Origin of the sequence: Aeromonas sp. HMWF015 (assembly GCF_963878965.1) — a bacterium.
GTDB classification, from domain to species: Bacteria; Pseudomonadota; Gammaproteobacteria; order Enterobacterales; family Aeromonadaceae; genus Aeromonas; species Aeromonas veronii.
On sequence record NZ_CAWNZT010000434.1, the window covers coordinates 1 to 23,705 of the forward strand.

22 protein-coding genes are annotated in these 23,705 nt (G+C 55.1%); 16 read left to right on the forward strand and 6 right to left on the reverse strand.

The features are described from left to right. From recF to dnaA, 3 genes are all read right to left on the reverse strand, one after another. A partial coding sequence (recF, locus tag AACS18_RS22395; RefSeq protein ID WP_146184728.1) for a DNA replication/repair protein RecF occupies positions 1-644 on the reverse strand: 644 nt, incomplete at its 3' end. 2 nt (positions 645-646) lie between these two features. Further along, entirely contained in the window at positions 647-1,750 is a 1,104-nt protein-coding gene (dnaN, locus tag AACS18_RS22400) for a DNA polymerase III subunit beta (protein WP_005339306.1), read from the reverse strand. Between the two features lie 83 nt (positions 1,751-1,833). Further along, positions 1,834-3,204 (reverse strand): chromosomal replication initiator protein DnaA, encoded by a 1,371-nt coding sequence (gene dnaA, locus AACS18_RS22405; protein ID WP_005339307.1) that lies wholly within the window; start codon positions 3,202-3,204, stop codon positions 1,834-1,836. A gap of 311 nt (positions 3,205-3,515) precedes the next feature. Between dnaA and AACS18_RS22410 the strand changes: the two genes are divergently transcribed. The 9 genes from AACS18_RS22410 to AACS18_RS22450 all read left to right on the forward strand — a co-directional run bounded on the left by AACS18_RS22410 (position 3,516) and on the right by AACS18_RS22450 (position 11,083). Beyond that, positions 3,516-4,274 carry an amino acid ABC transporter substrate-binding protein gene (locus AACS18_RS22410; RefSeq protein ID WP_005339308.1) on the forward strand — a complete coding sequence of 253 codons (759 nt, stop codon included), beginning with the start codon at positions 3,516-3,518 and terminating at the stop codon, positions 4,272-4,274. Further along, a complete protein-coding gene (locus AACS18_RS22415; protein WP_019445518.1) occupies positions 4,275-4,943 on the forward strand; it encodes an amino acid ABC transporter permease in 669 nt (222 codons plus the stop codon). A gap of 12 nt (positions 4,944-4,955) precedes the next feature. After that, on the forward strand, positions 4,956-5,690 hold the full coding sequence (locus AACS18_RS22420) for an amino acid ABC transporter ATP-binding protein (RefSeq protein ID WP_005339311.1): 735 nt from the start codon (positions 4,956-4,958) through the stop codon (positions 5,688-5,690). Positions 5,691-5,960: 270 nt separating this feature from the next. Next, complete coding sequence (gene rpmH / locus AACS18_RS22425; protein WP_005307156.1) at positions 5,961-6,095, forward strand: 50S ribosomal protein L34; 135 nt, start codon at positions 5,961-5,963, stop codon at positions 6,093-6,095. Further along, positions 6,095-6,454, forward strand: a complete 360-nt coding sequence (rnpA, locus tag AACS18_RS22430; RefSeq protein ID WP_005342318.1) for a ribonuclease P protein component — start codon at positions 6,095-6,097, stop codon at positions 6,452-6,454. Before rpmH ends, rnpA begins: the two co-directional genes overlap by 1 nt. Beyond that, complete coding sequence (gene yidD, locus AACS18_RS22435; protein WP_075116235.1) at positions 6,421-6,669, forward strand: membrane protein insertion efficiency factor YidD; 249 nt, start codon at positions 6,421-6,423, stop codon at positions 6,667-6,669. The genes rnpA and yidD overlap by 34 nt, the downstream gene beginning before the upstream one ends. Before the next feature lie 5 nt (positions 6,670-6,674). Then, positions 6,675-8,321, forward strand: a complete 1,647-nt coding sequence (yidC, locus tag AACS18_RS22440) for a membrane protein insertase YidC (protein ID WP_005342319.1) — start codon at positions 6,675-6,677, stop codon at positions 8,319-8,321. A 98-nt stretch (positions 8,322-8,419) separates the two neighbouring features. Next, positions 8,420-9,781 (forward strand): tRNA uridine-5-carboxymethylaminomethyl(34) synthesis GTPase MnmE, encoded by a 1,362-nt coding sequence (gene mnmE, locus AACS18_RS22445; protein ID WP_019445516.1) that lies wholly within the window; start codon positions 8,420-8,422, stop codon positions 9,779-9,781. A 162-nt stretch (positions 9,782-9,943) separates the two neighbouring features. After that, a complete protein-coding gene (locus AACS18_RS22450; RefSeq protein ID WP_108611932.1) occupies positions 9,944-11,083 on the forward strand; it encodes a site-specific integrase in 1,140 nt (379 codons plus the stop codon). Positions 11,084-11,284: 201 nt separating this feature from the next. Here the strand turns inward: AACS18_RS22450 and repC are convergent, their stop codons facing one another. From repC to AACS18_RS22465, 3 genes are read right to left on the reverse strand one after another with little or no spacing between them, the layout of a single operon-like run. Beyond that, a complete protein-coding gene (repC, locus tag AACS18_RS22455) occupies positions 11,285-12,085 on the reverse strand; it encodes a replication protein C, IncQ-type (protein ID WP_069555161.1) in 801 nt (266 codons plus the stop codon). Between the two features lie 25 nt (positions 12,086-12,110). Then, positions 12,111-12,983 carry a helicase RepA family protein gene (locus tag AACS18_RS22460; RefSeq protein WP_308810789.1) on the reverse strand — a complete coding sequence of 291 codons (873 nt, stop codon included), beginning with the start codon at positions 12,981-12,983 and terminating at the stop codon, positions 12,111-12,113. Then, complete coding sequence (locus tag AACS18_RS22465) at positions 12,970-13,305, reverse strand: helix-turn-helix domain-containing protein (RefSeq protein WP_108611934.1); 336 nt, start codon at positions 13,303-13,305, stop codon at positions 12,970-12,972. Before AACS18_RS22465 ends, AACS18_RS22460 begins: the two co-directional genes overlap by 14 nt. A 693-nt stretch (positions 13,306-13,998) precedes the next feature. On the opposite strand from AACS18_RS22465, the gene AACS18_RS22470 reads away from it, so the two are divergent. From AACS18_RS22470 to AACS18_RS22500, 7 genes are all read left to right on the forward strand, one after another. Further along, on the forward strand, positions 13,999-14,601 hold the full coding sequence (locus AACS18_RS22470) for a restriction endonuclease subunit S (protein ID WP_108611942.1): 603 nt from the start codon (positions 13,999-14,001) through the stop codon (positions 14,599-14,601). After that, a complete protein-coding gene (locus tag AACS18_RS22475) occupies positions 14,591-16,114 on the forward strand; it encodes a type I restriction-modification system subunit M (RefSeq protein ID WP_108611936.1) in 1,524 nt (507 codons plus the stop codon). Before AACS18_RS22470 ends, AACS18_RS22475 begins: the two co-directional genes overlap by 11 nt. After that, positions 16,104-17,333, forward strand: a complete 1,230-nt coding sequence (locus AACS18_RS22480; protein WP_108611937.1) for a restriction endonuclease subunit S — start codon at positions 16,104-16,106, stop codon at positions 17,331-17,333. The genes AACS18_RS22475 and AACS18_RS22480 overlap by 11 nt, the downstream gene beginning before the upstream one ends. After that, positions 17,330-18,028, forward strand: coding sequence for a UPF0149 family protein (locus AACS18_RS22485; protein WP_108611938.1), 699 nt, complete (start codon positions 17,330-17,332; stop codon positions 18,026-18,028). The genes AACS18_RS22480 and AACS18_RS22485 overlap by 4 nt, the downstream gene beginning before the upstream one ends. A 70-nt stretch (positions 18,029-18,098) precedes the next feature. Beyond that, the gene (locus tag AACS18_RS22490) at positions 18,099-20,024 is read left to right on the forward strand and encodes an RNA-binding domain-containing protein (protein ID WP_108611939.1); all 1,926 of its coding nucleotides are present in this window, start codon (positions 18,099-18,101) and stop codon (positions 20,022-20,024) included. Continuing rightward, positions 20,017-23,307, forward strand: a complete 3,291-nt coding sequence (locus tag AACS18_RS22495; protein WP_108611940.1) for a type I restriction endonuclease subunit R — start codon at positions 20,017-20,019, stop codon at positions 23,305-23,307. The genes AACS18_RS22490 and AACS18_RS22495 overlap by 8 nt, the downstream gene beginning before the upstream one ends. Positions 23,308-23,331: 24 nt before the next feature. Continuing rightward, positions 23,332-23,705: YgjP-like metallopeptidase domain-containing protein (locus tag AACS18_RS22500; RefSeq protein WP_146184729.1), on the forward strand; the 374-nt coding region annotated here is incomplete at its 3' end.

Sequence of the window (23,705 nt, forward strand, 5' to 3'; positions counted from 1 at the left end):
TCGAATTCCGGCAGAAAATCCGCCGTCATCTCCTTGATCAGGGGCGTAATGGCCTGACAATAACTGGCGCGAAACTCGGCCAGCTCACCCCCGAGCCGCACCAGCTCCTGATCCCAGAACGCCAGCTGGCGGTACTGGGTGCTCTGGCGCAGCAGCGCATTGCGCTGTTTCAGCAGCCGCCGCACTCGTCCCCAGAGGGCAAAGAAGGTCGGCTCCTGATGGAAAACACCCCAATCGAGCCAGGCGCGGCGAGCCTGAGGCCCGCCCGTCAGCAGGTTGAAGCCATCGGGATGGATCAACTGCACCGGCAACAGCTCCGCCAAATCGGCCAGCCGCTGAGCCTGCGCCCCGGCAATCTTGAGCTGGGTCTCGCCACTCTTGTCTTTGGCAAGACCGATCGGTACCTGACGCCCCTCCAGCTCGCACTGGGCAAACAGGGTAAAGGCCCTCTCCCCCTGGCGGATGACCCGCCCGGTCAAATGAGTGCGAAAGGAGCGCCCCAGACCAAGGTAGTGAATGGCTTCCAGCACGCTGGTCTTGCCGCTGCCATTGCACCCGACCAGAATGTTGAGGCCGGGCGACAGCTTGAGACTGGCTTGCTGGATATTGCGAAAGTCGCTGAGCTGGAGTTTGACCAGGGACACGACTAGATCCGCATCGGCATCACCACATACTGAGCATCCTGATGTTCAAAATCCTCAATAATGGCACTGCTGATGGAATCGCTCAGGCTAATCCGAATTTGGTCACATTTTAACGTATTCAGCACGTCCAGCACATAAGAGACGTTAAAGCCGATCTCCATCTCGCCAGCGGCATATTGTACGTCAAGCAGCTCTTCGGCTTCTTCCTGTTCCGGGTTGTTGGCGGTGATGCGCAGCAGGTTTTCCTGCAGATTGAGACGCACCCCACGGAATTTCTCGTTGGAGAGGATGGCGGCACGGGCAAACGCCTGACGCAGATCCTCACGGCCGGCGATGAGCGCCTTGTCGCTGTTGCGCGGAATGACCCGGCGCCAATCCGGGAAGCGGCCATCCACCAGCTTGGAGGTAAAGATGAAGCCGTCCAGCGCAGCACGCAGGTTGCTGCGGCCGATCTGCAGCCGTACCGGCTTGTCTTCCGCTTCCAGCAGACGCACCAGCTCCAATACCCCTTTGCGCGGCAGGATAACCTGATGATCGGGCAGCGATTCCCCTACTACCTCGCGGCGGCAGGTGGCCAGACGGTGACCGTCGGTCGCCACAGTGCGCAGACCGTGACCTTCGCTCTCGAACAGCATGCCGTTCAGGTAGTAACGAACATCCTGGCTGGCCATGGAGAACTGGGTCGCATCGATCAGCTTCTTCAGCTCCAGCTGGCTGATATCGAACTCGAGCACGGATTCCCAATCCTCGATGTTCGGATACTCGGTCGCTGGCAGGGTCGAGAGGTTGAAGCGGGAACGACCGGAGCGGATGATCAGGCGCTCCCCTTCGGTATTGAGACGGATCTCGGCGCCTTCCGGCAGACCACGGCAGATATCCAGCAGCTTGCGCGCCGGTACTGTGGTGCGGCCATCTTCGCTGGCCCCGTTCAGATAGACCTGACCGATCATCTCTACTTCGAGATCGGTACCGGTCAGTGACAGCAGACCGTTGCTGACATCAAGCAGCACGTTGCCGAGGATCGGCAGGGTCGGTCGGCCGCCGAGGGCGCCGGACACCAGTTGCAGAGGACGTAACAGGGCCTCACGGCTAATTTCGAGCTGCATCTGTGCTCTCCGTTGTGATTAGGAGGAAAAGATTCGGATCAGGTTGGAATATTCGCGCTGCATCTGTCCACTCAATTCCGTTATCAGGAAGAAAGGGTACGGATCAGGTTGGAATAGTCCTCCTTGATGTCGTGACTCTCCTCCTTCAGCTGCTCGATCTTGCGGCAGGCATGAAGAACGGTAGTGTGGTCACGGCCACCAAAGGCATCACCTATCTCCGGCAAACTGTGGTTGGTCAGCTCCTTGGCCAGTGCCATCGCCAGCTGGCGCGGACGGGCAACAGAGCGGGAACGACGCTTGGAGAGCAGATCCGCCAGCTTGATCTTGTAGTACTCCGCCACCGTCTTCTGGATATTGTCGATGGTGACCAGCTTCTCCTGCAGTGCCAACAGGTCGCGCAGCGCTTCGCGCACGAAATCGATGTTGATGGCACGGCCGGTAAAGTTGGCGTTGGCGATAACCCGGTTGAGGGCGCCTTCCAGTTCACGGACGTTGGATCGCAGACGCTTGGCAATGAAGAAGGCCACTTCGTCCGGCAGATGGATCTGGTTCTCGTCTGCCTTGCGCATCAGGATCGCGACGCGGGTCTCCAGCTCCGGCGGTTCGATCGCCACGGTCAGACCCCAGCCGAAGCGGGACTTGAGGCGATCCTCGACACCGTTGATCTCCTTCGGATAGCGATCCGAGGTGAGGATGATCTGCTGATTCCCTTCCAGCAAGGCATTGAAGGTATGGAAGAACTCCTCCTGGGAGCGCTCCTTGTTGGCGAAGAACTGGATGTCATCGATGAGCAGGGCATCGACGCTGCGGTAGTAACGCTTGAACTCTTCAATGGCGTTGTTTTGCAGCGCTTTCACCATGTCCTGAACAAACCGCTCGGAGTGCATATAGATGACTTTGGCATCTTTTTTACTCTCCTTGATGGCGTTGCCAACGGCGTGCAACAGGTGGGTTTTACCCAGGCCGGTGCCGCCATAGAGGAACAGCGGGTTGTAAGCACCACCCGGATTGTCCGCTACCTGACGGGCAGCCGCACGCGCCAACTGGTTGGACTTACCCTCGACGAAATTCTCGAAGGTATAGTTCACGTTGGTGTTGCTCTTGTGGTTCGGCTCGGGCTTGGCTTCAGCCTTGCTTTCCCAGCTCTTCTGCAAGTTATTCACAGGCGCGGCACCCTGTACCGGCGCTCTGGCGACAGCAACAGGATGGGGACGATTGCCTATATCAAAACGCAGGGCGGGGCCGTCGACCCCGCAGAGTTCGTTGATGATGCCGTTAACCCGGATGAGATACTTGTCTCGTACCCAGTCCAGAACAAAGCGATTCGGTGCATACAGGGTCAGAGTATTGTCACTCAACTCCGCTTGAAGCGGCCGGATCCACATGCTGAATTCTGCCGAGGGCAACTCATCTTGCAGCCGGTTAAGGCACTGCTGCCATAGCGAAGCAGTCACTCTAAACTCCTGTCGATTGATTAACTAAAGACCGGCTATTCTACGTTTTTAGCCGCCGGATCTCCAGCCATCGCCCGGTGGATCCAGCAAATAAGATCCTTGACTTTCAAGGATCCAGCGCCTTTGGATCGGATTTCATCCCCAAAGTTACCCACAGCTTGATCCACCGTCCGGATTGGTCGATCCCGTGCTTCTCTCCTGTTATTTCATATAACCAAATGTCATTTATTTTTTAAATTTTATTCCAATAACATCAGGGCCAAACCAGTTATTACAACTACAAATACAAGACATTGAGAGAGAGAAACACCATGAAAACATCCATCAAACTGATTTCCGGCGCAGCCATCCTGCTCGCCACCCTGTCTGGTCAGGCCATCGCCCAGGAGACCATCAAGGTCGGCATGTCTGGCAAATATTTCCCGTTCACCTTCGTCAAACAGGACAAGCTGCAAGGCTTTGAAGTGGATATGTGGAACCAGATCGGCGAACGTACCGGCTACAAGGTCGAATTCGTGACCGCCAGCTTCTCCGGCCTGTTCGGCATGCTGGAAACCGGCCGCATCGATACCATATCCAACCAGATCACCATCACCGACGAGCGCAAGGCGAAGTACGACTTCTCCCAGCCTTACGTCTATGACGGCGCCCAGATCGTGGTACGCAAGGGCAACAGCACCATTCACGGTATCAAGGATCTGGAAGGCAAGAAGGTGGCCGTGAACCTGGGTTCCAACTTCGAAGAGCTGCTGCGCAAGAACGACCCGAACAAGAAGATCGATATCCGCACCTATGACTCCGCCTTCGAGCAGGATGTCGCCCTGGGTCGCATCGATGCCTTCGTGATGGACCGCGTCTCCACCGCCCAGCTGATCAAGGAGTCCAAGCTGCCGCTGCAACAGGCTGGCGCACCGTTCGAGACTATCGAGAACGCCCTGCCCTTCCTGAAGACCCCGGAGAAACAGGCGCTGCTGAAGAAGGTCGACGAGGCCCTGACCGCCATGCGCAAGGATGGCTCCCTGCGTCAGATCTCCGAGAAATGGTTCGCTTCCGACATCACCGACAAATAAATGATGGAATTTGACCTCGAATACACGCTGGGGCTGTTTCCCATCCTGCTCAAATACCTGGGCACCACGATGGAGATGGCCCTGTGGGGATTCGTGCTGGCACTCGTACTCTCGCTGGCCCTGGCGATAGTACGGGTGTTTCGCGTCCCCGCGATTCACTGGCTGGCGATGCTCTATATCTCGTTCTTTCGGGGTACACCGCTACTCGTTCAGCTGTTCCTGCTCTACTACGGACTGCCGCAACTGTTCCCGATCTTCGTGGGGATGGATGCCTTTACTGCCGCCATCGTTGGTCTGACCCTGCACTTCGCCGCCTACATGGCCGAGTCGATCCGCGCAGCCATCCTCGGCATTCACAAAAGCCAGATGGAAGCGGCGCTCAGTATCGGCATGAGCCGTTATCAGGCGATGCAGCGGATCATCCTGCCGCAGGCGGCACGCATCGCCACCCCGTCGCTGATGAACTACTTCATCGACATGATCAAGAGCACCTCGCTGGCCTTCACCCTGGGAGTGGCCGAGATCATGGGCAAGGCGCAGATGGAAGCCTCCTCCTCCTTCAAGTTCTTCGAGAGCTTTATGGCGGTGGCGCTGATCTACTGGGTGGTGGTGATCTTCTTTACCCGCTTGCAGCATCTGCTGGAAGTCCGTCTCAACCGTGCCTATTAAAGGAGGGCGTTCATGATCAAGCTAACCGGCCTCTCCAAGGCATATCACGGCAATCAGGTGCTCAACGGCATCGATCTGGAGGTCAAAAAGGGGGAAATTGTCGTCATCATCGGCCCCTCAGGCACCGGAAAATCGACCCTGTTGCGCTGCCTGAACCTGCTGGAGACCCCAGATGCGGGCACCCTTGCCATCGACGATCTTGAGCTGAATCTGGCCAAGGCCAGCGAACAGCAGGCGATCGAGCTGCGCAAACGGGCCTCCTTCGTGTTCCAGAACTACGCCCTGTTTGCCAACAAGACGGCGCTCGACAACATCGCCGAAGGGCTGATCACCGTCTGGAAGCAGCCAAAAGCGGAGGCCCGCGCCACAGCACTCGGCATCCTCAAGGACATTGGTCTCGCCGACAAGCAGGATGCCTATCCGGCCTCCCTCTCCGGCGGCCAGCAGCAACGGGTCGGCATTGGCCGCGCCATGGCGGCCCACTCCAAGGTGATCCTGTTTGACGAGCCCACCTCGGCCCTCGATCCCGAGTGGGTCGACGAGGTTTTGGGACTGATGAAAGAGTTGGCCCGCCAGCACCAGACCATGGTGGTGGTGACTCATGAGATTGAATTTGCTCGTGATGTTGCCGATCGGGTGATCTTCATGGAAGGAGGGCGGATCGTCGAGCAGGGCCCGCCGGATCAGATATTGGTCGATCCCAAGGATCCCCGTACCCGGGAGTTCTTGCGGAAAGTCCTTAAATAGCTCTCTCTTTGGCGGCCTGGCCGCCTTTTTTATTGAGGGATCCCTTGTTTAACCCCGGGTTGCCAGTATAATCCGGAGCCCTTGATCCTCTGGATCCTCACGCTCGGCAGCGGCCTTTTCAAGACCACGGCAGGATGAGAGGGAACGGCGGATTGACTAAAAGCCGAACTCTGTTTAGAATTCGGCCTCTTTTGCTAGTCGTCACACGCTATAGCTGGCGCGTCGGCTAAGTGTGACAATCAAAACTGTACAGAAATACGGAATCGAATCATGAAACGTACTTTTCAACCGTCCAACCTGAAGCGCAAGCGCTCTCACGGTTTCCGCGCCCGCATGGCAACTGCCAACGGTCGTAAAGTTCTGGCCGCTCGTCGTGCCAAGGGTCGTGCCCGCCTGGTAGTCTAATGCCTACCCAGCACACCTTCTCTCGGGAGTTACGTCTGTTAACTCCCGAACACTTCAAACGCGTTTTCGCCGAGCCTGTCCGGGCCGCCTCTCCGCAGATTACTCTTCTCGCCTCTCCCAATTCGCTCGAACACCCTCGTCTTGGTCTCGCTGTGCCCAAAAAAGCACTCAAGCGTGCCGTTTGGCGTAACCGTGTCAAACGGGTGGTTCGGGAAAGTTTCCGCCTCAAACAACATCAGCTGCCCGCTATCGACATCGTGGTGATCGCCAAGGCCGGTGTGAAAGAGATGGATAACGAGGAACTGTTCAAGTTACTGGAAAAGCTATGGCGCACCCTGTCACGCCGTTGCAATGGGTAGCTATCAAACTGATACGCCTGTATCAGCTAATCATTAGCCCTCTGCTCGGGCCGCGCTGCCGTTTTACCCCAACTTGTTCCCAATTTGCGATAGAAGCCATCCGACTTCACGGTTTCATAAAAGGCGTTTGGTTAGCCAGCAAACGTCTATTAAAATGCCATCCCTTATCCGAGGGTGGTTATGACCCGGTTCCGCAACCAAAGCGAAGAAACTGAAAACTATGGAATCACAACGCAATCTACTCCTGATCGGTTTGCTGTTCGTGAGCTTTCTGCTCTGGCAACAGTGGGAGTCCGACAAGGCTCCGAAGCCGGCCCCGACTACCGTGGCCCAAACCGAACATTTCGTACCTGAAGCCGGTCAGACCGGTGATATTCCTCAGGTTTCCGAGCAAGCCAACGCGACTGCCGCACGCAAGCTGATCACCGTCTCCTCTGACGTGCTCAAGCTGACCCTGGACACCCAGGGTGGCGACATCGTGTCTGCCGAACTGCTGTCTCACAAACTGGAAGAGGGCAAGGACCAACCGTTCGTGCTGCTGACCAGCAAGCCTGAGCACCTCTATATCGCCCAGAGCGGTCTGGTGGGTCGCAACGGTCCGGACAGTCAGGCCGAAGGTCGTCCTACCTATGAAGCCGCCCAGACCAGCTATCAGCTGGCCGATGGTCAGGATCAAGTCGTCGTTCCGATGACCTGGACCGACAGCAAGGGCGTGGTCTTCACCAAGGAGTTCATCCTCAAGCGTGGCGACTATGCCGTTGGCGTTGATTACAAGATCGACAACAAATCTGCCGAGCCGGTTCAGGTGCAGTTCTATGGTCAGCTGAAGCAGACCGTAGCCACACCGAAGGATCAGGAAGGTCATGCCATGGTAGCCAGCGCTTACCGTGGTGGTGCCTTCTCCACTGAAGATACCCGCTACAAGAAGTACACCTTCGACGAGATGAAGGATGCTGACCTGAACAAGACCACCAAAGGTGGTTGGGTCGCCATGCTACAACACTACTTCGTCTCTGCCTGGGCACCGAATGCCGACGATACCAACAGCTTCTACAGCCGTGTGATCCCTGGTAAAGGCCAGGCCATCATCGGTTACAAGGCACCGCTGGTTGACGTGGCCGCCGGCCAACAGGCTGAAGTGACCAGCAAGCTGTGGGTCGGTCCCAAGCTGCAAGACCAGATGGCCAAGGTGGCTAACCACCTCGACCTGACCGTCGACTACGGCTGGCTGTGGTTCATCGCCCAACCGCTGCACTGGCTGCTGACCGTGTTCCACGGTTTCGTCCAGAACTGGGGTCTGGCCATCATCATGCTGACCCTGCTGGTGCGCGGCATCATGTTCCCGCTGACCAAGGCCCAGTACACCTCCATGGCCAAGATGCGCATGCTGCAACCCAAGATTGCGGCTCTGCGTGAGCGCTTCGGCGATGACCGCCAGAAGATGTCTCAGGGCATGATGGAGCTGTACAAGAAGGAGAAGGTCAACCCGCTGGGTGGCTGCCTGCCGATCCTGGTTCAGATGCCGATCTTCATCGCCCTTTACTGGGCACTGATGGAGTCTGTTGAGCTGCGCCACGCGCCGTTCGCCCTGTGGATCACCGACCTGTCAGTCAAGGACCCCTTCTTCGTGCTGCCAATCCTCATGGGTGCCTCCATGTGGTATCTGCAGAAGATGAGCCCGACCACCGTAACCGACCCGATGCAGCAGAAAGTGATGCAGTTCATGCCGATCATCTTCACTTTCATGTTCCTCTGGTTCCCGGCTGGCCTGACTCTCTACTGGCTGGTGAGCAACGTCATCTCCATCATCCAGCAGACCATCATCTATCGTCAGCTGGAGAAGAAAGGGCTGCATTCACGCAGCTAATCTTCCCGTGATGACAAAAGAGGCGGCCTTCGGGCCGCCTTTTTTATTACAATGTCCCCACTACGTTTTCCTATCAGCGAACAAACGAGCCAAGCAAGATGACAACAGATACGATCGTGGCCCAGGCCACCGCGCCAGGCCGTGGTGGCGTCGGCATAGTCCGGGTCTCAGGCCCCGCCGCCGAACAGGTCGCCGGGATAGTGCTCGGCAAGCTCCCGCGGGTGCGCTACGCCGAATATCTGCCGTTCAAGGATGAGCAAGGCCAGGTACTGGATCAGGGCATCGCCCTGCTGTTCAAAGCCCCCAACAGCTTCACCGGCGAGGATGTGCTGGAGCTGCAGGGCCACGGCGGCCCCGTCATCATGGACATGCTGATCCGCCGCATTCTGAAAATCGATGGCATCCGCCCAGCCCGTCCCGGCGAGTTCAGCGAGCGCGCCTTCATCAACGACAAGCTGGATCTGGCCCAGGCCGAAGCTATCGCTGACCTTATCGAAGCCTCCAGCGAACAGGCCGCCCGCAGCGCCATGCACTCCCTGCAGGGGCAGTTCTCCAGCAAAATCCAGCAACTGGTGGAAAGCCTGATCCGGCTGCGCATCTATGTGGAAGCGGCCATCGACTTCCCGGACGAGGAGATCGACTTCCTCTCCGATGGCAAGGTGGCGGGCGACCTCTACGCCATCATGTCCGAGCTGGACGACGTGCGCGGGGAAGCCAAACAGGGCGCCCTGCTGCGGGAAGGGATGAAGGTGGTGATCGCCGGTCGCCCCAACGCCGGCAAATCGAGCCTGCTCAACGCCCTCGCGGGCCGCGAGTCGGCCATCGTCACCGAGATTGCCGGCACCACCCGCGACGTGCTGCGCGAACACATCCATCTCGATGGCATGCCGCTGCACATCATCGACACCGCCGGTCTGCGCGACACTCAGGACAAGGTGGAGCAGATCGGTATCGAACGCGCCTGGGCCGAGATTGAACAGGCCGATCGGGTGCTGTTTATGGTGGATGGCACCACCACAGATGCGGTTGACCCGCGGGAGATCTGGCCGGAATTTGTTGATCGGTTGCCAAAAAACATCGGCCTCACCGTCATTCGCAACAAGGCCGATCTGACCGGCGAGGATCTGGCACCGAGCCAGGAGCAGGGCCACGCCGTCTACCGCATCTCCGCCAAGACCGAGCTGGGGCTGCCCGCCCTGCGCGAGCACCTGAAAGCCTGCATGGGCTTTCAGGGCAACACCGAAGGGGGCTTTATGGCCCGCCGCCGCCATCTGGATGCGCTGGAGCGTGCCGCCGAGCGGCTGCTGGTGGCCAAGGAGCAGCTGGAAGTGTTCGTGGCTGGCGAGCTGGTGGCCGAAGAGCTGCGCCTCGCGCAGGAGTCCCTCTCCGAGATCACCGGCGAATTCAGCTCCGACGATCTGCTGGGCCGCATCTTCTCCAGCTTCTGCATCGGCAAGTAATGTGGTGAAAAATCAGCAATAAAAAGCAGCCAGTGAGAACATAAGGCATTGTAAATATTGGACTTTGTTTTTTACTGGCTATTCTTGCCTGATCTTGTTTCGTGAGAATTTACCCCGAGAGTACCCCGAAGTAACCTCTCGGGGTACTTTCGGGGGACAATTATGAAGATCAGCATCGAATTCCGCGAACCTGACGCCGAAGGCAAGCGCGCTCTGCGCTTAACCTATTACGCCGGCTCCTACCTTGAACCAACCACGGGCATCCGCAAGCACAAACGCAGCAGAGAGCCCCTAGATCTCTTCTTGTACGACAAGCCACGTACTCCAGCACAGCGGCTCCACAACAAAGAAACCCAGCGAGCAGCCGAAGCCATCCGCGCCAAGCGACTCTTCGAGTACGAGACTGGTAAACACCATCTGGATTTCTCGAACGCCTACAAGGCCAGCTTCTTCGAGTACTTCCAAGAGGTTACAGACCAAAAAGCGGCAGGCAGCAAGAGCAACCACTCCATCTGGATATCAGCCCTCAAGCATTTACGCCAGTACCATAAGCTGCCGGAGCTGACTTTCGAGGAAGTAGATCAGCTGTTCCTGGAGGGTTTTCGGCATTACCTGATGCACAAAGCCCGAACCAAAAGCGGCACACCACTGAGCCGCAACACCCAGAGTGCCTATTTCAACAAGTTAAGGGCGGCCCTGAACCAGGCTGAGCAGGAACGGCTGCTACCGGATAATCCGGTACGACGAGTCAAAGCTATCCAGGGGGAGAAGAACAAACGGGTTTATCTGACCGAAGACGAGGTACGAGCCCTGGCCCAGGCCGAGTGCCGCTACGACGTTCTTAAGCGCGCCTTTCTGTTCTCTTGTTGCACTGGCTTGCGCTGGTCCGACATTCACAAGCTGACCTGGGCCGAGCTGGAGCCCTTCTATGGCCATTACCGTATCGTCTTCACCCAGAAAAAGACCAGCGGCCTGCAATACCTAGATTTGAATGACATGGCGATGCAGCTGATGGGGCGCCCAGGCAAGGCAACAGAGCGGATCTTCAAGGGCCTCAAGTACTCGGCTTGGCACAACATGGAGCTCACCCGGTGGGCGTTGCCGGCGGGTATAACCAAGAAGGTAACCTTCCACAGCGCGCGTCATACCTTCGCCGTCATCCAGCTTAACCGCGGCGTCGATATCTATGCCCTCTCCCGCTTGCTGGGGCACAGTGAGCTGAGAACTACCGAGATCTACGCCGACATTCTTGAATCGCGGCGCCGAGATGCCATGCTCGATTTCCCCAATGTCTTGGGGTGATAGAAGCACCCTCGACGAGATCATGGCCAGGAAGAGCCAACAAATAGGCCAGCGCAACTATGCGCTGGCCTAGATTATCTTAGATAATATAGATCGGATTTCAGGATCGCCCTGCAGCCCAAGCGGTAACTGGGTTTCACTGAATTGGCTTGTGACCGTTATCGTGAACTTTGTGACCACTTTCGTGATAGTTTGTGACCGTTATCGTGATAGTGCAGGCCTGCCGATGGTAAACCGCCCTTTGGCATGTTCGCAGATAGACCAGCCCAAAGCAGTCAGCTCATCCAATGCCTTGCGAACTCGTGATTGCCGCTTGCGATGGGTGGCCGTGCTGACCTCATCGGGGAAGGCATAAGCGACCAAGGTGTCTAACTGCACTGCCCTTTTCTGACCACAATCCACCCAGGCACATAGCCGCTGATGCAACAACCGAGCGATGCTGCCATTCAAGTGCCGAACTTCTGTCATGTCGATACGAACATGGCGACCATTACCCATAATGGCGTAGGTCAGCAAGGGATTAAGCGCCACAAAAAGTCCATCAGTCTGAGTGTCACTGACATAATTCGCCAATAAGCGAAATCCGCTACGCTGGCCAGCCACCTTTGCGATCACCGACACCTTCCACAATCGCTCGATACAGCAACGTACAGTATTGGTATCCCGAGGATTGGCGTATCCAATCTCCTTGGCCAGTTTGCGCAGGCTGCTTCTGACCACCAATACCCTTTGCTGGTTGGCAGCCCAACGAAGATCCAGAAGATCTCGCAATATCGTCCCAGTTTCGCTCACTGCAACTGGCTTAATCTCGTTACTTTGTGACTCAAGTCCAGCCATGGCAACCAACCCCTGAAGCACACGGAGGTCATCTGCACCCAACGGCTCAGGCCCGGAGAACTCGATCTGATTGCCACCACCGAAACGGTAAATCACCTCCAGCTTGTCACGGCGGCGTTGGCCATGGGAGATCGCCCTAAACAACCCGGGAGCAAGGCAGTGCATATGGTCGTGCCGGGCATGAGTCAATTCAAAGCAAGGCACGTTTGCCCCCAGCCCAGCGTATTTCGTCCAAACCAGCGGGGTACAGCACGCCACCTTCCTTCCGCTCCAGCCATCGCTCCGGTAGTGGCGGCCCATAATTGCTTTTGCTTACCCCAAACCGCACGTAAAGCTGGCTCTTCTCTACCGATACGCCCAGCTTCTGCGCCTCTTTCTTGGTCATAGTGGCGAGATAGGCCTGCCAGCGGACGTTGTCCACCAGTACCGACGAACCTCTGCTTGCCTGCTGCAGATCGCCAGCCTCTTGGAAAACTGCGGATTTGCTAGTGTGGTGTACAAACAACACAGCGCATCCCTTCAGCATGGCCAGCCGTTCCAGCTGACCCAGCACCAGTGTCATAGCACAGGCTGCATTCTCATCAGCATCGTGAAAGCGTCTCAGTGTATCGATAACCACCAACCTGACCCCCTCAGCCCAAATGGCAATCGCTTCCCACCAATGGCTATCCAGCACATTCGGGCTGACACCCTGAAGCGATATCAAACGAAGGTCTCGTTCAACGTTGGCACGAAGTTCAGCATCAAGACCTCTGCCCAAGGCAAACAAGCGCTGGTGCAGTACAGGCCAAGGGTCCTCTGCAGGCAGGTAGAGCACAGCCCCCCTGCCCAGATTGCCAAGCCCAATCCAATCCGGCCCACCGGATATCTGCATTGCCAGTTGTAATGCCAACATCGATTTGCCCACCCCTCCCGGTGACACCAAAGCACCAACGCAGCCAACAGGCAGCCCCGGGAGGACAAAATCGAGGGGTTTCGGAGGTTCAATAAAAGCCGACCGGAGATCCTGAGGCCAGTGAGATGCAATGAGATCTCGCTCCATAACAGCCTCACAGCAGCCCATTACTAGCTTGCCGTACACGCTTGGTCACATGCTCAGTGAGTTCGGCGTCCGGCGAAATGCGGTGGGAGAGCAGCCAATCGAGCAACTCGGCCCGCTTAAAGTAGATCTTTTTGCCTTGTGGCTTGTAATGCGGCAGACGCTTTTCACTGGTCAGGCGGTACACATAGCTGACAGAAACCCCCAGCAACTCAGCACACTCCTCGGCAGAAATCACCTCCTTCTGCCCCTGCCCTTGCTGGATCACCAGCCGTTTCAGCTCATAAAGCTCTTTCAGAATTGACCCGTTAGGATCGCTGTAAACTGACGGATTTTGCTCACGCATGCAGATGATCTCCCTGTAACAAACATCAACATGCACAGCGTACCGAGGACCTAACGAAATCCAGAGCGCTGTAAGTGCCCGTTTTGGGCACTTACAGCGTTTTCGGGAAAAATTTCACATGTGAAATTTTGGCGTAGGTCCTGACAGAAGGTTTACCAGAATAGCAACTGACAACGGCTGCTAACTTGACATCCAAGGTGAGCGCCAAAGAAATCCAACATAGTTTTGTCCGCACACAATGGAAATTTCTGCATAAGAGAAATTCATAAAAACAATAAAAATCAATGACTTAATATTTCTTTGTACAAACAGTACAAACTAGTACGCTTGTACTACTTGCATTGGAGGGGTAAAGATAGGATACTTTCGATCGTAGTAGAGCAGTACAACTTAAATTGAAGAGGCGGTGCTAAGTTGGCGCTTCCACCGCCTCTCGATACTAGACCCAGACCCCAATGAATAAGGTGAGCCTAATGCCGGATAAATGTTATCAAAATTCCAAACAGAATGCCACTAACCGCATTCCACGCACGATCATCATCAACCTATTTCTGATGGTCATATTGAAACAGATGCCTTATCACTCCATAGAATACGATCTCTCTATTAATATGGGTGATACCAACATAAGACAAGTTGTCACCATAACCTCTAATGAGGGAAAGGGGGAGTAATCCCCTTTTTATGATAAACATGAAAAAAACCATAAAACTGAGTGACATTGCCGAAATAAGACTCGGCATGGCTTTTAAATCTGCTATCAAAGAAGACTTTCTCACCGGGTCCTGTTACCTCATACAAACAAAAGATATAACTCCAGATGATAAAATCGATCTAAATAACTTAATAAAAGTGCAACCTGAAATACATATATCACATCACTCCTTGTCTTATGGTAACATTTTACTCAGACTCAGGGGGCCTGTGTTTTCTGCTGCTATATTTGAATCGGCGTCCGACTTACCTGTTGTTACAACAAATCAAACCGCAGTCATTATATGCGACAGGCTCGAAGTATCGCCTCACTTTCTTCTCTGGTATATTAATTCCAACATAGGGCAACGCTACTTCTCCGAGGTTAGTGAAGGAACCAATATAAATAAAATATCAGCAAAAATAATTGGTGACATGCCAATAGAGCTGCCTAGCAGAATGGACCAAGAGAGAATAGCCAATATCAATCAAACTTGGCTACAACAAAAATACACATACAAAAAACTCATAGAGAATGGCGATACGCTATTCAACCAAATTTGTAATAAAATCCAACAGGATAAATTCAGACATGAACAATAAAATAAATCAGGATGCCATCAACAATATTCTTTGGAGTGTTTGCGATACATTCCGAGGCACCATCAGCGCCGATACCTACAAAGACTTCATCCTCACCATGCTGTTCCTGAAGTACATCTCCGATGTCTGGCAGGACCATTACGACAGCTACAAGAAAGAGTACGGCGACGCACCAGAGCTTATCGAAGAGATGATGAAGAGCGAGCGCTTTGTGCTGCCCAAACAATCCAGCTTCTACACCCTCTATGAACGACGTTACGAGCCAGGAAACGGCGAGCGGATCGATCAGGCTCTGCATGCACTGGAAGAAGCCAACGGCACCAAGCTCAAAGATGGCAACAAGAGCGTGTTCCAAGACATCAGCTTCAACAGCGATCGCCTCGGCGAAGAGAAGCAGAAAAACACTATACTGCGAGACCTGCTGGAGGTGTTTGCAAATCCAGCTCTCGATCTGCGACCAAGCCGGGTCGGCAACCTCGATGTGATTGGCAACGCCTACGAGTACCTGATCGGCAAGTTTGCCGCCAACAGCGGTCAGAAGGCTGGCGAGTACTACACCCCGCCCGAGGTCTCCGACCTGATGGCCGAGCTGCTGGATCCGCAGCTCGACGATACCATCTGTGATCCCGCTTGTGGTTCCGGGTCGCTCTTGATGAAGTGCGGCCGCAAGGTGGTGCAAAACCACGGCCAGAAACGTTACGCCCTCTACGGGCAGGAGGCCATCGGCTCCACCTGGTCTTTGGCCAAGATGAACATGTTCCTGCACGGGGAAGACAACCACAAGATCGAGTGGGGCGATACCATCCGCAATCCCAAGCTGCTGGATAAAAATGGCGATCTGATGCGTTTCGATATCGTGGCCGCCAACCCGCCGTTCTCGCTGGACAAGTGGGGGCATGATGAGGTCGAGCACGATAAGTTCGGCCGTTTCAAGCGCGGCATCCCGCCCAAGACCAAGGGGGATTACGCCTTTATCCTCCATATGATCGAAACCCTGAAACCCAAGAGCGGCCGTATGGGCGTCGTGGTGCCTCATGGCGTGCTGTTCCGCGGCTCCAGCGAAGGTAAGATCCGTCAGAAGCTGATCGATGAAAACCTGCTCGATGCAGTGATCGGTCTGCCGGAAAAGCTGTTCTTTGGCACCGGCATCCCCGCCGCCATCCTGATCTTCAAAAAAGAGAAGGTGGACGACAATGTGCTATTTATCGACGCCAGCCGCGACTTCAAGCCGGGCAAGAACCAGAACCAGCTAAGCCCGGAGAATATCGCCAAGATCGTCGCCACCTACCGCAATGGCGGCAATGTCGAGAAATACGCCTATCTGGCTTCGCTCACAGAGATCAAGGAGAACGACTACAACCTCAATATCCCCCGCTATGTGGATACCTTCGAGGAAGAGGAAGAAATCGATCTGCTGGCGGTACGTGCCGAGCGAGAGCAACTCAAAGCCCAACTGACCGAACTTGAAACAGAGATGGCCAAGTATCTGGAGGAGCTCGGCTATGGTGCCTAATGGCTGGAAGAGCTATCCACTAAGCGAAGTATGTAGAAAGCAAATCTCATATGGAATTGTTCAGACAGGTGATGATTTACCAAATGGTATCCCCTGCCTCCGTGTCGTTGATCTCACTAAAGCCGCCATGTGTGTTAGCGATATGATAAAAACGTCTGAGGAAATACATCACGCTTACAAGAAAACAATTCTAGAAGAGGGTGAAATCGTCATGGCTTTACGTGGCGAGGTTGGTCTCGTCAAGATCATTGACTCAAGCCTTTCTGGAGCAAACATTACAAGAGGGTTGGCAAGAATATCAGCCAAAAAGAGTGTTGTTTATCCAGAGTTTCTTCTTTGGGAACTTCGCTCTCCGAAATTCAGGTCTGATTTAATGCGGCGAGTGGGAGGGTCTGCGCTACAAGAGATATCATTAACTGAGTTAAGACAAGTAAGAACTCTTATTCCGCCTTTAGCCGAACAAAATAAAATAGCCGAGATTCTATCCACTTGGGATAGTGCGATCATCACTACCGAGCAACTACTGCTCAATAGCCAGCAGCAGAAAAAGGCGCTGATGCAGCAACTGCTCACCGGAAAAAAACGCCTGTCGGATGACAAGGCATGGCAAAAGTTGCCGCTTGAACAAGTTGCGCAAGTCAGAACTGGGGTAGCAAAAGGTAAAACAGGATTGAAAGACCCTGTGGTAGTCCCATATCTTCGAGTCGCTAATGTTCAAGATGGATATGTTAATCTGGATGAATTAAAAGAAATCGAAGTTGAACGAGACAAGATGGATCGTTTTTCCTTGCAGAAAGGCGATGTATTGATGAATGAGGGCGGTGATTTCGATAAATTAGGCCGCGGGGATGTGTGGCTGGGGCAGATTAAGCCATGTTTGCATCAAAATCATGTTTTTGCGGTTCGCCCAGACCCCGAGGTGATAGATTCATTTTTCCTTGCCGCTTTAGCTGCTAGCAATTATGGAAAAGCGTACTTTTTAAGTTGTGCAAAGCGAAGTACAAATTTGGCAAGTATCAATTCAACACAATTGAAAAAGTTTCCTGTTCTGGTGCCTTCACTTAAAGAACAAAAGAAAATTGCAGCCGTGCTCTCCACCGCCGATCAGGAAATCTCTGCTCTGCAACAAAAGCTCGATGCCTTAAAGCAAGAGAAAAAAGCCCTGATGCAGCAACTGTTGACCGGCAAACGGCGGGTCAAGGTGGAGGAGGCCGCATGAAAAAAGTGACCATTCACCCCATGACCGAAGCCGAAGTGGAGTGGTTGGAGCAGCGGCTGATGGACCATGGCAACGACGACTCGATGCTGAGTCTGTCGGCACTCGACGGCTTTCTGACCGCCGTGCTATCCGGCCCCGAGCTGGTGCCACCCAGCCAGTGGTGGCCGGTACTCTGGGGCGGTACGCCCGCTGAGTGGTCTTCCGAGCGGGATATGAAACGGGCGCTGGATTTGATCCTTGGCCATATGAATATTCTGGCCCATACCCTCTGTTATCAGCCCGAGCACTTTCTCCCGGTGCTGATGGCCAACTATGTCGAAGGGCAGGAGATCTGCAACGCCGAGGATTGGTGCTTTGGCTATCTGCGAGGTATGGCACTGGGGAGCTGGCCAGCCTTGTCAGAGGATCTGGAACGCTCCCTTGAGGTGATCCGTTTGCACGGCAGCGATGAGCTGCTGCCACAGCTTGCCAGCCTTTCGCTACCGGAGCACCAACAGAGCGTGGCCGAAGTAGGTCCCGCCGCCTTGCGGCTGCACACCCATTTTCTGGCACAACGAGGGCCAAACACAGCACCGATAGCCGCACCAGCGCTCACACCAGTAATCCTACCGGTTAGAGCGGTCCCCAAGATCGGGCGCAATGACCCCTGCCCCTGTGGCAGCGGCAAGAAGTTCAAGCAGTGCTGTTTGCACTGAGTTGAGTTGAGATGGCAAGACCCCGAATAGACGCCATCGGTAGTACACAGTTGAAGGAGCGTTCAGAGGCATGATCGAATTTACCCCGGAGCAGTTGCTGGCTCAGTTGCGCGAGCTGGATGAGTGTCCCCGTATCGAGGCCAAACGGGGCAGCGACATCGGTTCATCCGTCATGCAGTCGATCTGTGCCTTTGCCAATGAGCCAGGCCTTGGTGGTGGCTATCTGCTGCTCGGAGTTAACGAGCCAGATGAAACACACGATACCTTTTCGGTATGCGGTGTCAGCCTCAGTGACCAGCTTCTCAACACCCTGCAGACCAACTGCCGTGACCAGTTTGAACAGCCTATCCCGGTACAGGCGCAAACCCATCAGCTGGAGGGCAAGCGTGTGCTAGTTGTCTTTGTCCCCGAACTGGAGCCGGCAGCCAAACCTTGCACCTTTAAGGGGAAGTTCGATAGCAAGAACAAGCGTAAGAGTGGCGTCTGGCGACGGGGATTGAACGGTGATTACGAATGCTCCCAGCAGGAGCTGGAGCCCTTGCTGCTCGCCAAAAATGGCCTGGGGTTCGAGCAGGTTTTGCTGCCTGACGCCCACTGGGATGATCTCGATCCACGCGCCATCGAGCTCTATCGCACGCTACGCAGCAAGGTTCGCCCTCATGCTGAAGAGTTGCAGGCCAGTGACAGTGAGATGCTCCAATCCCTCAATCTGGTGAAAAAGCGCCAGGGTGAATGGATACCCAATATCGCTGGCTTATTGCTCCTTGGCAAACCGCTGGCGCTGCGAAGACTGTTACCAGCCATGCGCGTGGACTATGTGCGCGTCGCCGGCACCCAGTGGGTGGAAGACCCTCAACAGCGCTTCGACACCACGCTGGATCTGCGTGAACCCCTGTTGACGCTGATCCCCAAACTGGAAGCCACCATTCTGGATGATTTGCCAAAGCATTTTCGTCTGGAAGAGGGCAAAACCCAGCGAGACGACCAGCCCTTGCTGCCACAGAAGGTTATTCGCGAAGCGGTGGTCAACGCCGTCATGCATCGTGATTATCAGGTCAATCAGCCCATCATAGTGGTACGCTTTAGCAACCGTCTCGAGATACGCAACGCCGGCTACTCTCTCAAGCCCGAGGCGATGCTGGGGGAGATGGGATCTATTCTGCGCAATCCGGTGCTGGCTTCTGTGCTCTACGACGTCAGCTTTGCCGAAACCAAAGGCTCCGGTATCCGCACCATGCGGCGTCTGCTGGACCAGGTGGGTCTGACCGCGCCTGTTTTTATGAGTCAGGTCATCCAGAATCAGTTTCTGGCAACCTATCTATTGCATCAACTAATGGGCGAAGAGCAATTGGCCTGGCTCAAACAGTTCGCTCATTTCACCTTGAACAACGATGAGGCCAAAGCACTGATCCTGGCCAAAGAGACGGGAGCGGTCGATAACGCAGGCCTTCGCGCCATTACAGGCCTTGATACGCTCACGGCCAGCCAGGTACTGGGAAGATTGCATCGTCAGTACCAGTTGCTGGTCAAAGGGGGGGCTGGTCCCTCCACTTACTACGAGCTGTCAACACCTCACGAACTCCCGCTGTTTGATACTGCCTCTGATGAGTGCTCCCGCTCAAATGCGGGTGACCCCGTGGTAAATACGGGTGACCTCGACGCAAATAGAGGTGACCTCGGCTCAAATGCGGGTGACCTCCCGTCAGATCTCCTCGCTCGTATAGACCAGCTCACCCCCAAAGCACGCAGAAATAACCTGTGGCCAGTGATTCTATGGCTCTGTGCCATGCGTCCTTACAAAACTGAGCAACTGGCCAAAACGCTGAACCGGCGGGAAAACGCATTAAAGGCGTCCCATTTGAACATTATGAGGGAACAAGAGGGCTTGATTGGCTATGCCCACCCGGAAGTGCCCAATCATCCGGAACAGGCTTACCAAACCACAGAGAAAGGGCGCCAATGGCTCGCTGCACGGGGAATTGAACTCAATGACTGATCATCACCACGCACCCAAGTTTCAAGAAGAGTTCAGCGCCAAGATCCCGGCCCTGATCCTGCTGACCCAGCTGGGCTGGACTTTTCTGCCCCCCAAGCAGGCGCTGGCAGCCCGTAACAATAAATATGACCAGGTCGTGCTGAGCCAGATTCTGCGCGAGGCGCTGAGCAAGCGCGCCTTTGTGTATGCTGGCAAGAGGTATCCGCTGTCCGCCAAGTCAGTCGACAATCTGGTAAGTGAGCTGTGTACTCCAGCGCTTAACGAAGGGCTGATGACAGCCAATGAACGGATCTATAACCATTTGCTCTATGGCATGTCGGTCACCGAATTCATTGACGGCAAAAAGGTGAACCCGACCATTGCCCTGATCGACTGGCATCACCCGCACAATAACAGCTTCACCTTTACCGAAGAGTTTCATGTCACCCGAGCCAGTGGCATAGAGTCGCGTCGCCCCGATATCGTCTGCTTCGTCAATGGCCTGCCATTGGCGGTGATCGAGGCGAAACGCCCGGATAGCAACGCCAAGAAGGGACCTACCGTCAAGGAGGGGATCTCCCAGACTATTCGCAACCAACTACACGGTGAGATCCCGCTGTTGTTCGCCTATAGCCAGTTGCTGCTTTCCATCAGCGGTATCGAAGGACGCTATGGCACCTGCGGCACACCGGAAAAATTCTGGGCAGCCTGGCGTGAAGAGGACATAAGCGACGCGCAGATGGCCGAGATCAAGAATCGGCCGATTCCCCAAGATACCCTCTCGACCCTGTTTGATCATCGCCCACCGGCCACACTGGATTGGTACCAGACCCTATTGGCCGCCGGCGAGTTGGCGGTGACGGACCAGGATCGGCTGCTTATCAGCCTGCTGTCACCTGATCGGCTGCTGGAGATGACCCGTCTGTTTACCCTGTTTGACAAGAAAGCCGGAAAGATAGTGGCCCGCTATCAGCAGGTGTTCGGCATCAAGCGACTGATCGAGCGGATCAGCCACAAGCGCCCTGATGGCGGCCGCCAAGGCGGGGTGATCTGGCACACCACAGGCTCAGGCAAGTCGTTCACCATGGTCTTCCTGAGCAAGGCGATGATCCTGCATGATGCGCTGAAAGCCAGCCGCATCATTGTCGTGACCGACCGGGTGGATCTGGAAAGCCAGCTCAGCAAGACCTTCTCATCCAGTGGTGAACTGGCTGGCAAGAAGGACAAGGACGCGGCGATGGCCACCTCGGGCAAGCGACTGGCCGAGCAAATTGGCAAGGGTACCGAGCGCATCATTTTCTCGCTGATCCAGAAGTTCAACACTGCCACCAAATTGCCTGAGTGCGTCAACAAGAGCCCGGATCTCATCGTGTTGATCGATGAGGGGCACCGTAGCCAGGGGGGCGAAAACAACATTCGCATGCAACTGGCCCTGCCCAATGCCGCCTTTGTGGCCTTTACCGGCACCCCGCTGCTGAAAAACGACAAGACGACCAACAAGTTTGGCCCCATCCTGCACGCTTACACCATGCAGCGAGCCGTTGAGGACAAGGCGGTCACCCCCCTGCTCTATGAAGAACGCATCCCGGATCTCGATGTGAACGACAGGGCGATTGATGCCGGTTTTAACCGCATCGCCACCAACCTGACCGAGGAGCAAAAGGCTGACCTGAAGCGCAAATACACGCGCAAAGGCGAGCTCTACAAAGCCGATGACCGGCTCCAGCTTATCGCTCGCGACATAGCCGAACACTTCGACAAGAACATTCCGGAAGGGCTGAAAGGTCAGCTCGCCTGCGACAGCAAGTCTTCCGCCATCAAGTACAAGCAATATCTCGATGAGGTTGGCTTGTTCGAATCCGCCATTGTTATCAGCTCCCCCGATAGCCGGGAGGGCAATACCGATGTCGATGAATCCACCCTCCCCTTGGTCGTGCAGTGGTGGAAAGATAACGTGGGTAGCCAGGATGAGCAGCTCTACACCAAGCAGATTATCGAACGCTTCTCCGACAAGGATGATCCGCTCAAGCTCTTGATCGTGGTAGACAAGTTACTGACCGGTTTCGATGAGCCCAAGAATACGGTGCTTTACATCGACAAACCCTTGAAGGAACACAACCTGATCCAGGCCATCGCCCGGGTCAACCGGCTGCACCCAGACAAAGAGTTTGGCTTTCTCATCGACTACCGCGGCATTCTCTCGGAGCTAGATACCACTATCGCCAAGTATCAGGATCTCGCCTCACGCACTCAGGGCGGCTACGACCTTGACGACATCGCCGGCCTCTACAACCAGATGAGCTCCGAATACAAGCGCCTGCCACAGCTCTACAAGAATCTGTGGAACATCTTTGCCGGGGTGAAGAACAAGCAGGACATAGAGCAACTGCGCCAGGTGTTGGTCCCCAGAATGGAAGAGGTAGAGGGAGAGCTGGTGGATGTGCACCTAAAGGTGCGTGAAGACTTCTATGAGGCGCTCTCCCGCTTTGCCAGTTGCCTGAAAGTTGCTCTGCAGTCGGCCTCGTTCTTCGAGGACACCGCCTTTACCGAAGCGGATCGCCGCCACTACAAAGAAACGCTGCAGCAGTTCTCCAGCCTGCGGCAAACCGTGCAACAGGATGCAGGTGAACGAGTCGACTACGACGAGTACGCCCAGCAGGTGAAAAAGCTGCTCGACAAGCATGTGGTTGGCGTCGAGGTCAAAGAGCCCGGTGGTGTGTATGAAGTCGGCAAGATGGGACTGCAAAAACCGCCGGAAGAGTGGAGCAAAGAGAAGACCCGCAACGAGACTGACATCATCAAGACTCGCGTCACGCGCATGATTGAGCAGGATCTCAGGGATGACCCTTATGCTCAGGAGTCTTTCTCAACCTTGTTGCGCCTCGCCATTGAAGAGGCGGAAAAACTGTTTGATCACCCTCTCAAGCAGTACATGCTATTCCGCGAGTTTGAAGAGCAGGTTCAGGAACGCCGCCTGAACGATATGCCTGATGCGTTTGGCACTAACCGCCATGCTCAGGCCTACTTCGGGGTCTTCAAAAAGAACCTGCCACAACTGTTTGACAGCCAGAATGCTCAGGTTGAAGAAAAGTGGGTCAAACTCGCTTTCGAGATCGACCGGTTGGTTGATGCCTCGGTCGCTGAACACTCTATCAACCCGCAAAATATTGAAGCCGATATTCGCAAGAAGCTGCTGCCATTGCTGTTCACCGAGAGCAAGGCCATCGGCTGTGGCATGGATCAAGCCAAGCGCATGGTGGAAATGGTCGTGCAGATTACCCGAGTTGGTCACAGTGGGATGTAACTGCAGATGAGTACCTCTGGCAACATGGCCAATAGGCTCCAGCACTTTTCCTATGGCGGCGAGCTCATCCGGTTCGAACGGCTCACCAGACCCAAGGCCGGCAAACTGCTGATCAAGGTGCATCCTGACTGCCGGGTTGAGGTGATGGCCCCACCGCAAACGCCAGATGAAGAGGTGCTTGCGGCGGTAAAAAAACGTGCCCGCTGGATCTACGAACAGTTGCGTGACTTTCGTCAGCAGTTGGAACATGTGACGCCACGCCGTTATGTCAGTGGCGAGAGTCACCTTTACCTCGGCAAGCAATACCTGCTCAAGGTCATCGTTGCACCAAACAGTGTGCAAGGGGTCAAACTGCTGCGAGGCAAGCTGGAAGTATCAGTCAGGAAGCCAGGACCCGA

Bases quoted from the DNA above. Each gene is read 5' to 3' on its own strand.
- dnaN (WP_005339306.1), bottom strand. From the start codon at position 1,750: ATGCAGCTCGAAATTAGCCGTGAGGCCCTGTTACGTCCTCTGCAACTG.
- AACS18_RS22410 (WP_005339308.1), top strand. From the start codon at position 3,516: ATGAAAACATCCATCAAACTGATTTCCGGCGCAGCCATCCTGCTCGCC.
- AACS18_RS22415 (WP_019445518.1), top strand. From the start codon at position 4,275: ATGATGGAATTTGACCTCGAATACACGCTGGGGCTGTTTCCCATCCTG.
- AACS18_RS22420 (WP_005339311.1), top strand. From the start codon at position 4,956: ATGATCAAGCTAACCGGCCTCTCCAAGGCATATCACGGCAATCAGGTG.
- rpmH (WP_005307156.1), top strand. From the start codon at position 5,961: ATGAAACGTACTTTTCAACCGTCCAACCTGAAGCGCAAGCGCTCTCAC.
- rnpA (WP_005342318.1), top strand. From the start codon at position 6,095: ATGCCTACCCAGCACACCTTCTCTCGGGAGTTACGTCTGTTAACTCCC.
- yidD (WP_075116235.1), top strand. From the start codon at position 6,421: ATGGCGCACCCTGTCACGCCGTTGCAATGGGTAGCTATCAAACTGATA.
- yidC (WP_005342319.1), top strand. From the start codon at position 6,675: ATGGAATCACAACGCAATCTACTCCTGATCGGTTTGCTGTTCGTGAGC.
- mnmE (WP_019445516.1), top strand. From the start codon at position 8,420: ATGACAACAGATACGATCGTGGCCCAGGCCACCGCGCCAGGCCGTGGT.
- AACS18_RS22450 (WP_108611932.1), top strand. From the start codon at position 9,944: ATGAAGATCAGCATCGAATTCCGCGAACCTGACGCCGAAGGCAAGCGC.
- repC (WP_069555161.1), bottom strand. From the start codon at position 12,085: ATGCACTGCCTTGCTCCCGGGTTGTTTAGGGCGATCTCCCATGGCCAA.
- AACS18_RS22460 (WP_308810789.1), bottom strand. From the start codon at position 12,983: ATGGGCTGCTGTGAGGCTGTTATGGAGCGAGATCTCATTGCATCTCAC.
- AACS18_RS22465 (WP_108611934.1), bottom strand. From the start codon at position 13,305: ATGCGTGAGCAAAATCCGTCAGTTTACAGCGATCCTAACGGGTCAATT.
- AACS18_RS22470 (WP_108611942.1), top strand. From the start codon at position 13,999: ATGAAAAAAACCATAAAACTGAGTGACATTGCCGAAATAAGACTCGGC.
- AACS18_RS22475 (WP_108611936.1), top strand. From the start codon at position 14,591: ATGAACAATAAAATAAATCAGGATGCCATCAACAATATTCTTTGGAGT.
- AACS18_RS22480 (WP_108611937.1), top strand. From the start codon at position 16,104: ATGGTGCCTAATGGCTGGAAGAGCTATCCACTAAGCGAAGTATGTAGA.
- AACS18_RS22485 (WP_108611938.1), top strand. From the start codon at position 17,330: ATGAAAAAAGTGACCATTCACCCCATGACCGAAGCCGAAGTGGAGTGG.
- AACS18_RS22490 (WP_108611939.1), top strand. From the start codon at position 18,099: ATGATCGAATTTACCCCGGAGCAGTTGCTGGCTCAGTTGCGCGAGCTG.
- AACS18_RS22495 (WP_108611940.1), top strand. From the start codon at position 20,017: ATGACTGATCATCACCACGCACCCAAGTTTCAAGAAGAGTTCAGCGCC.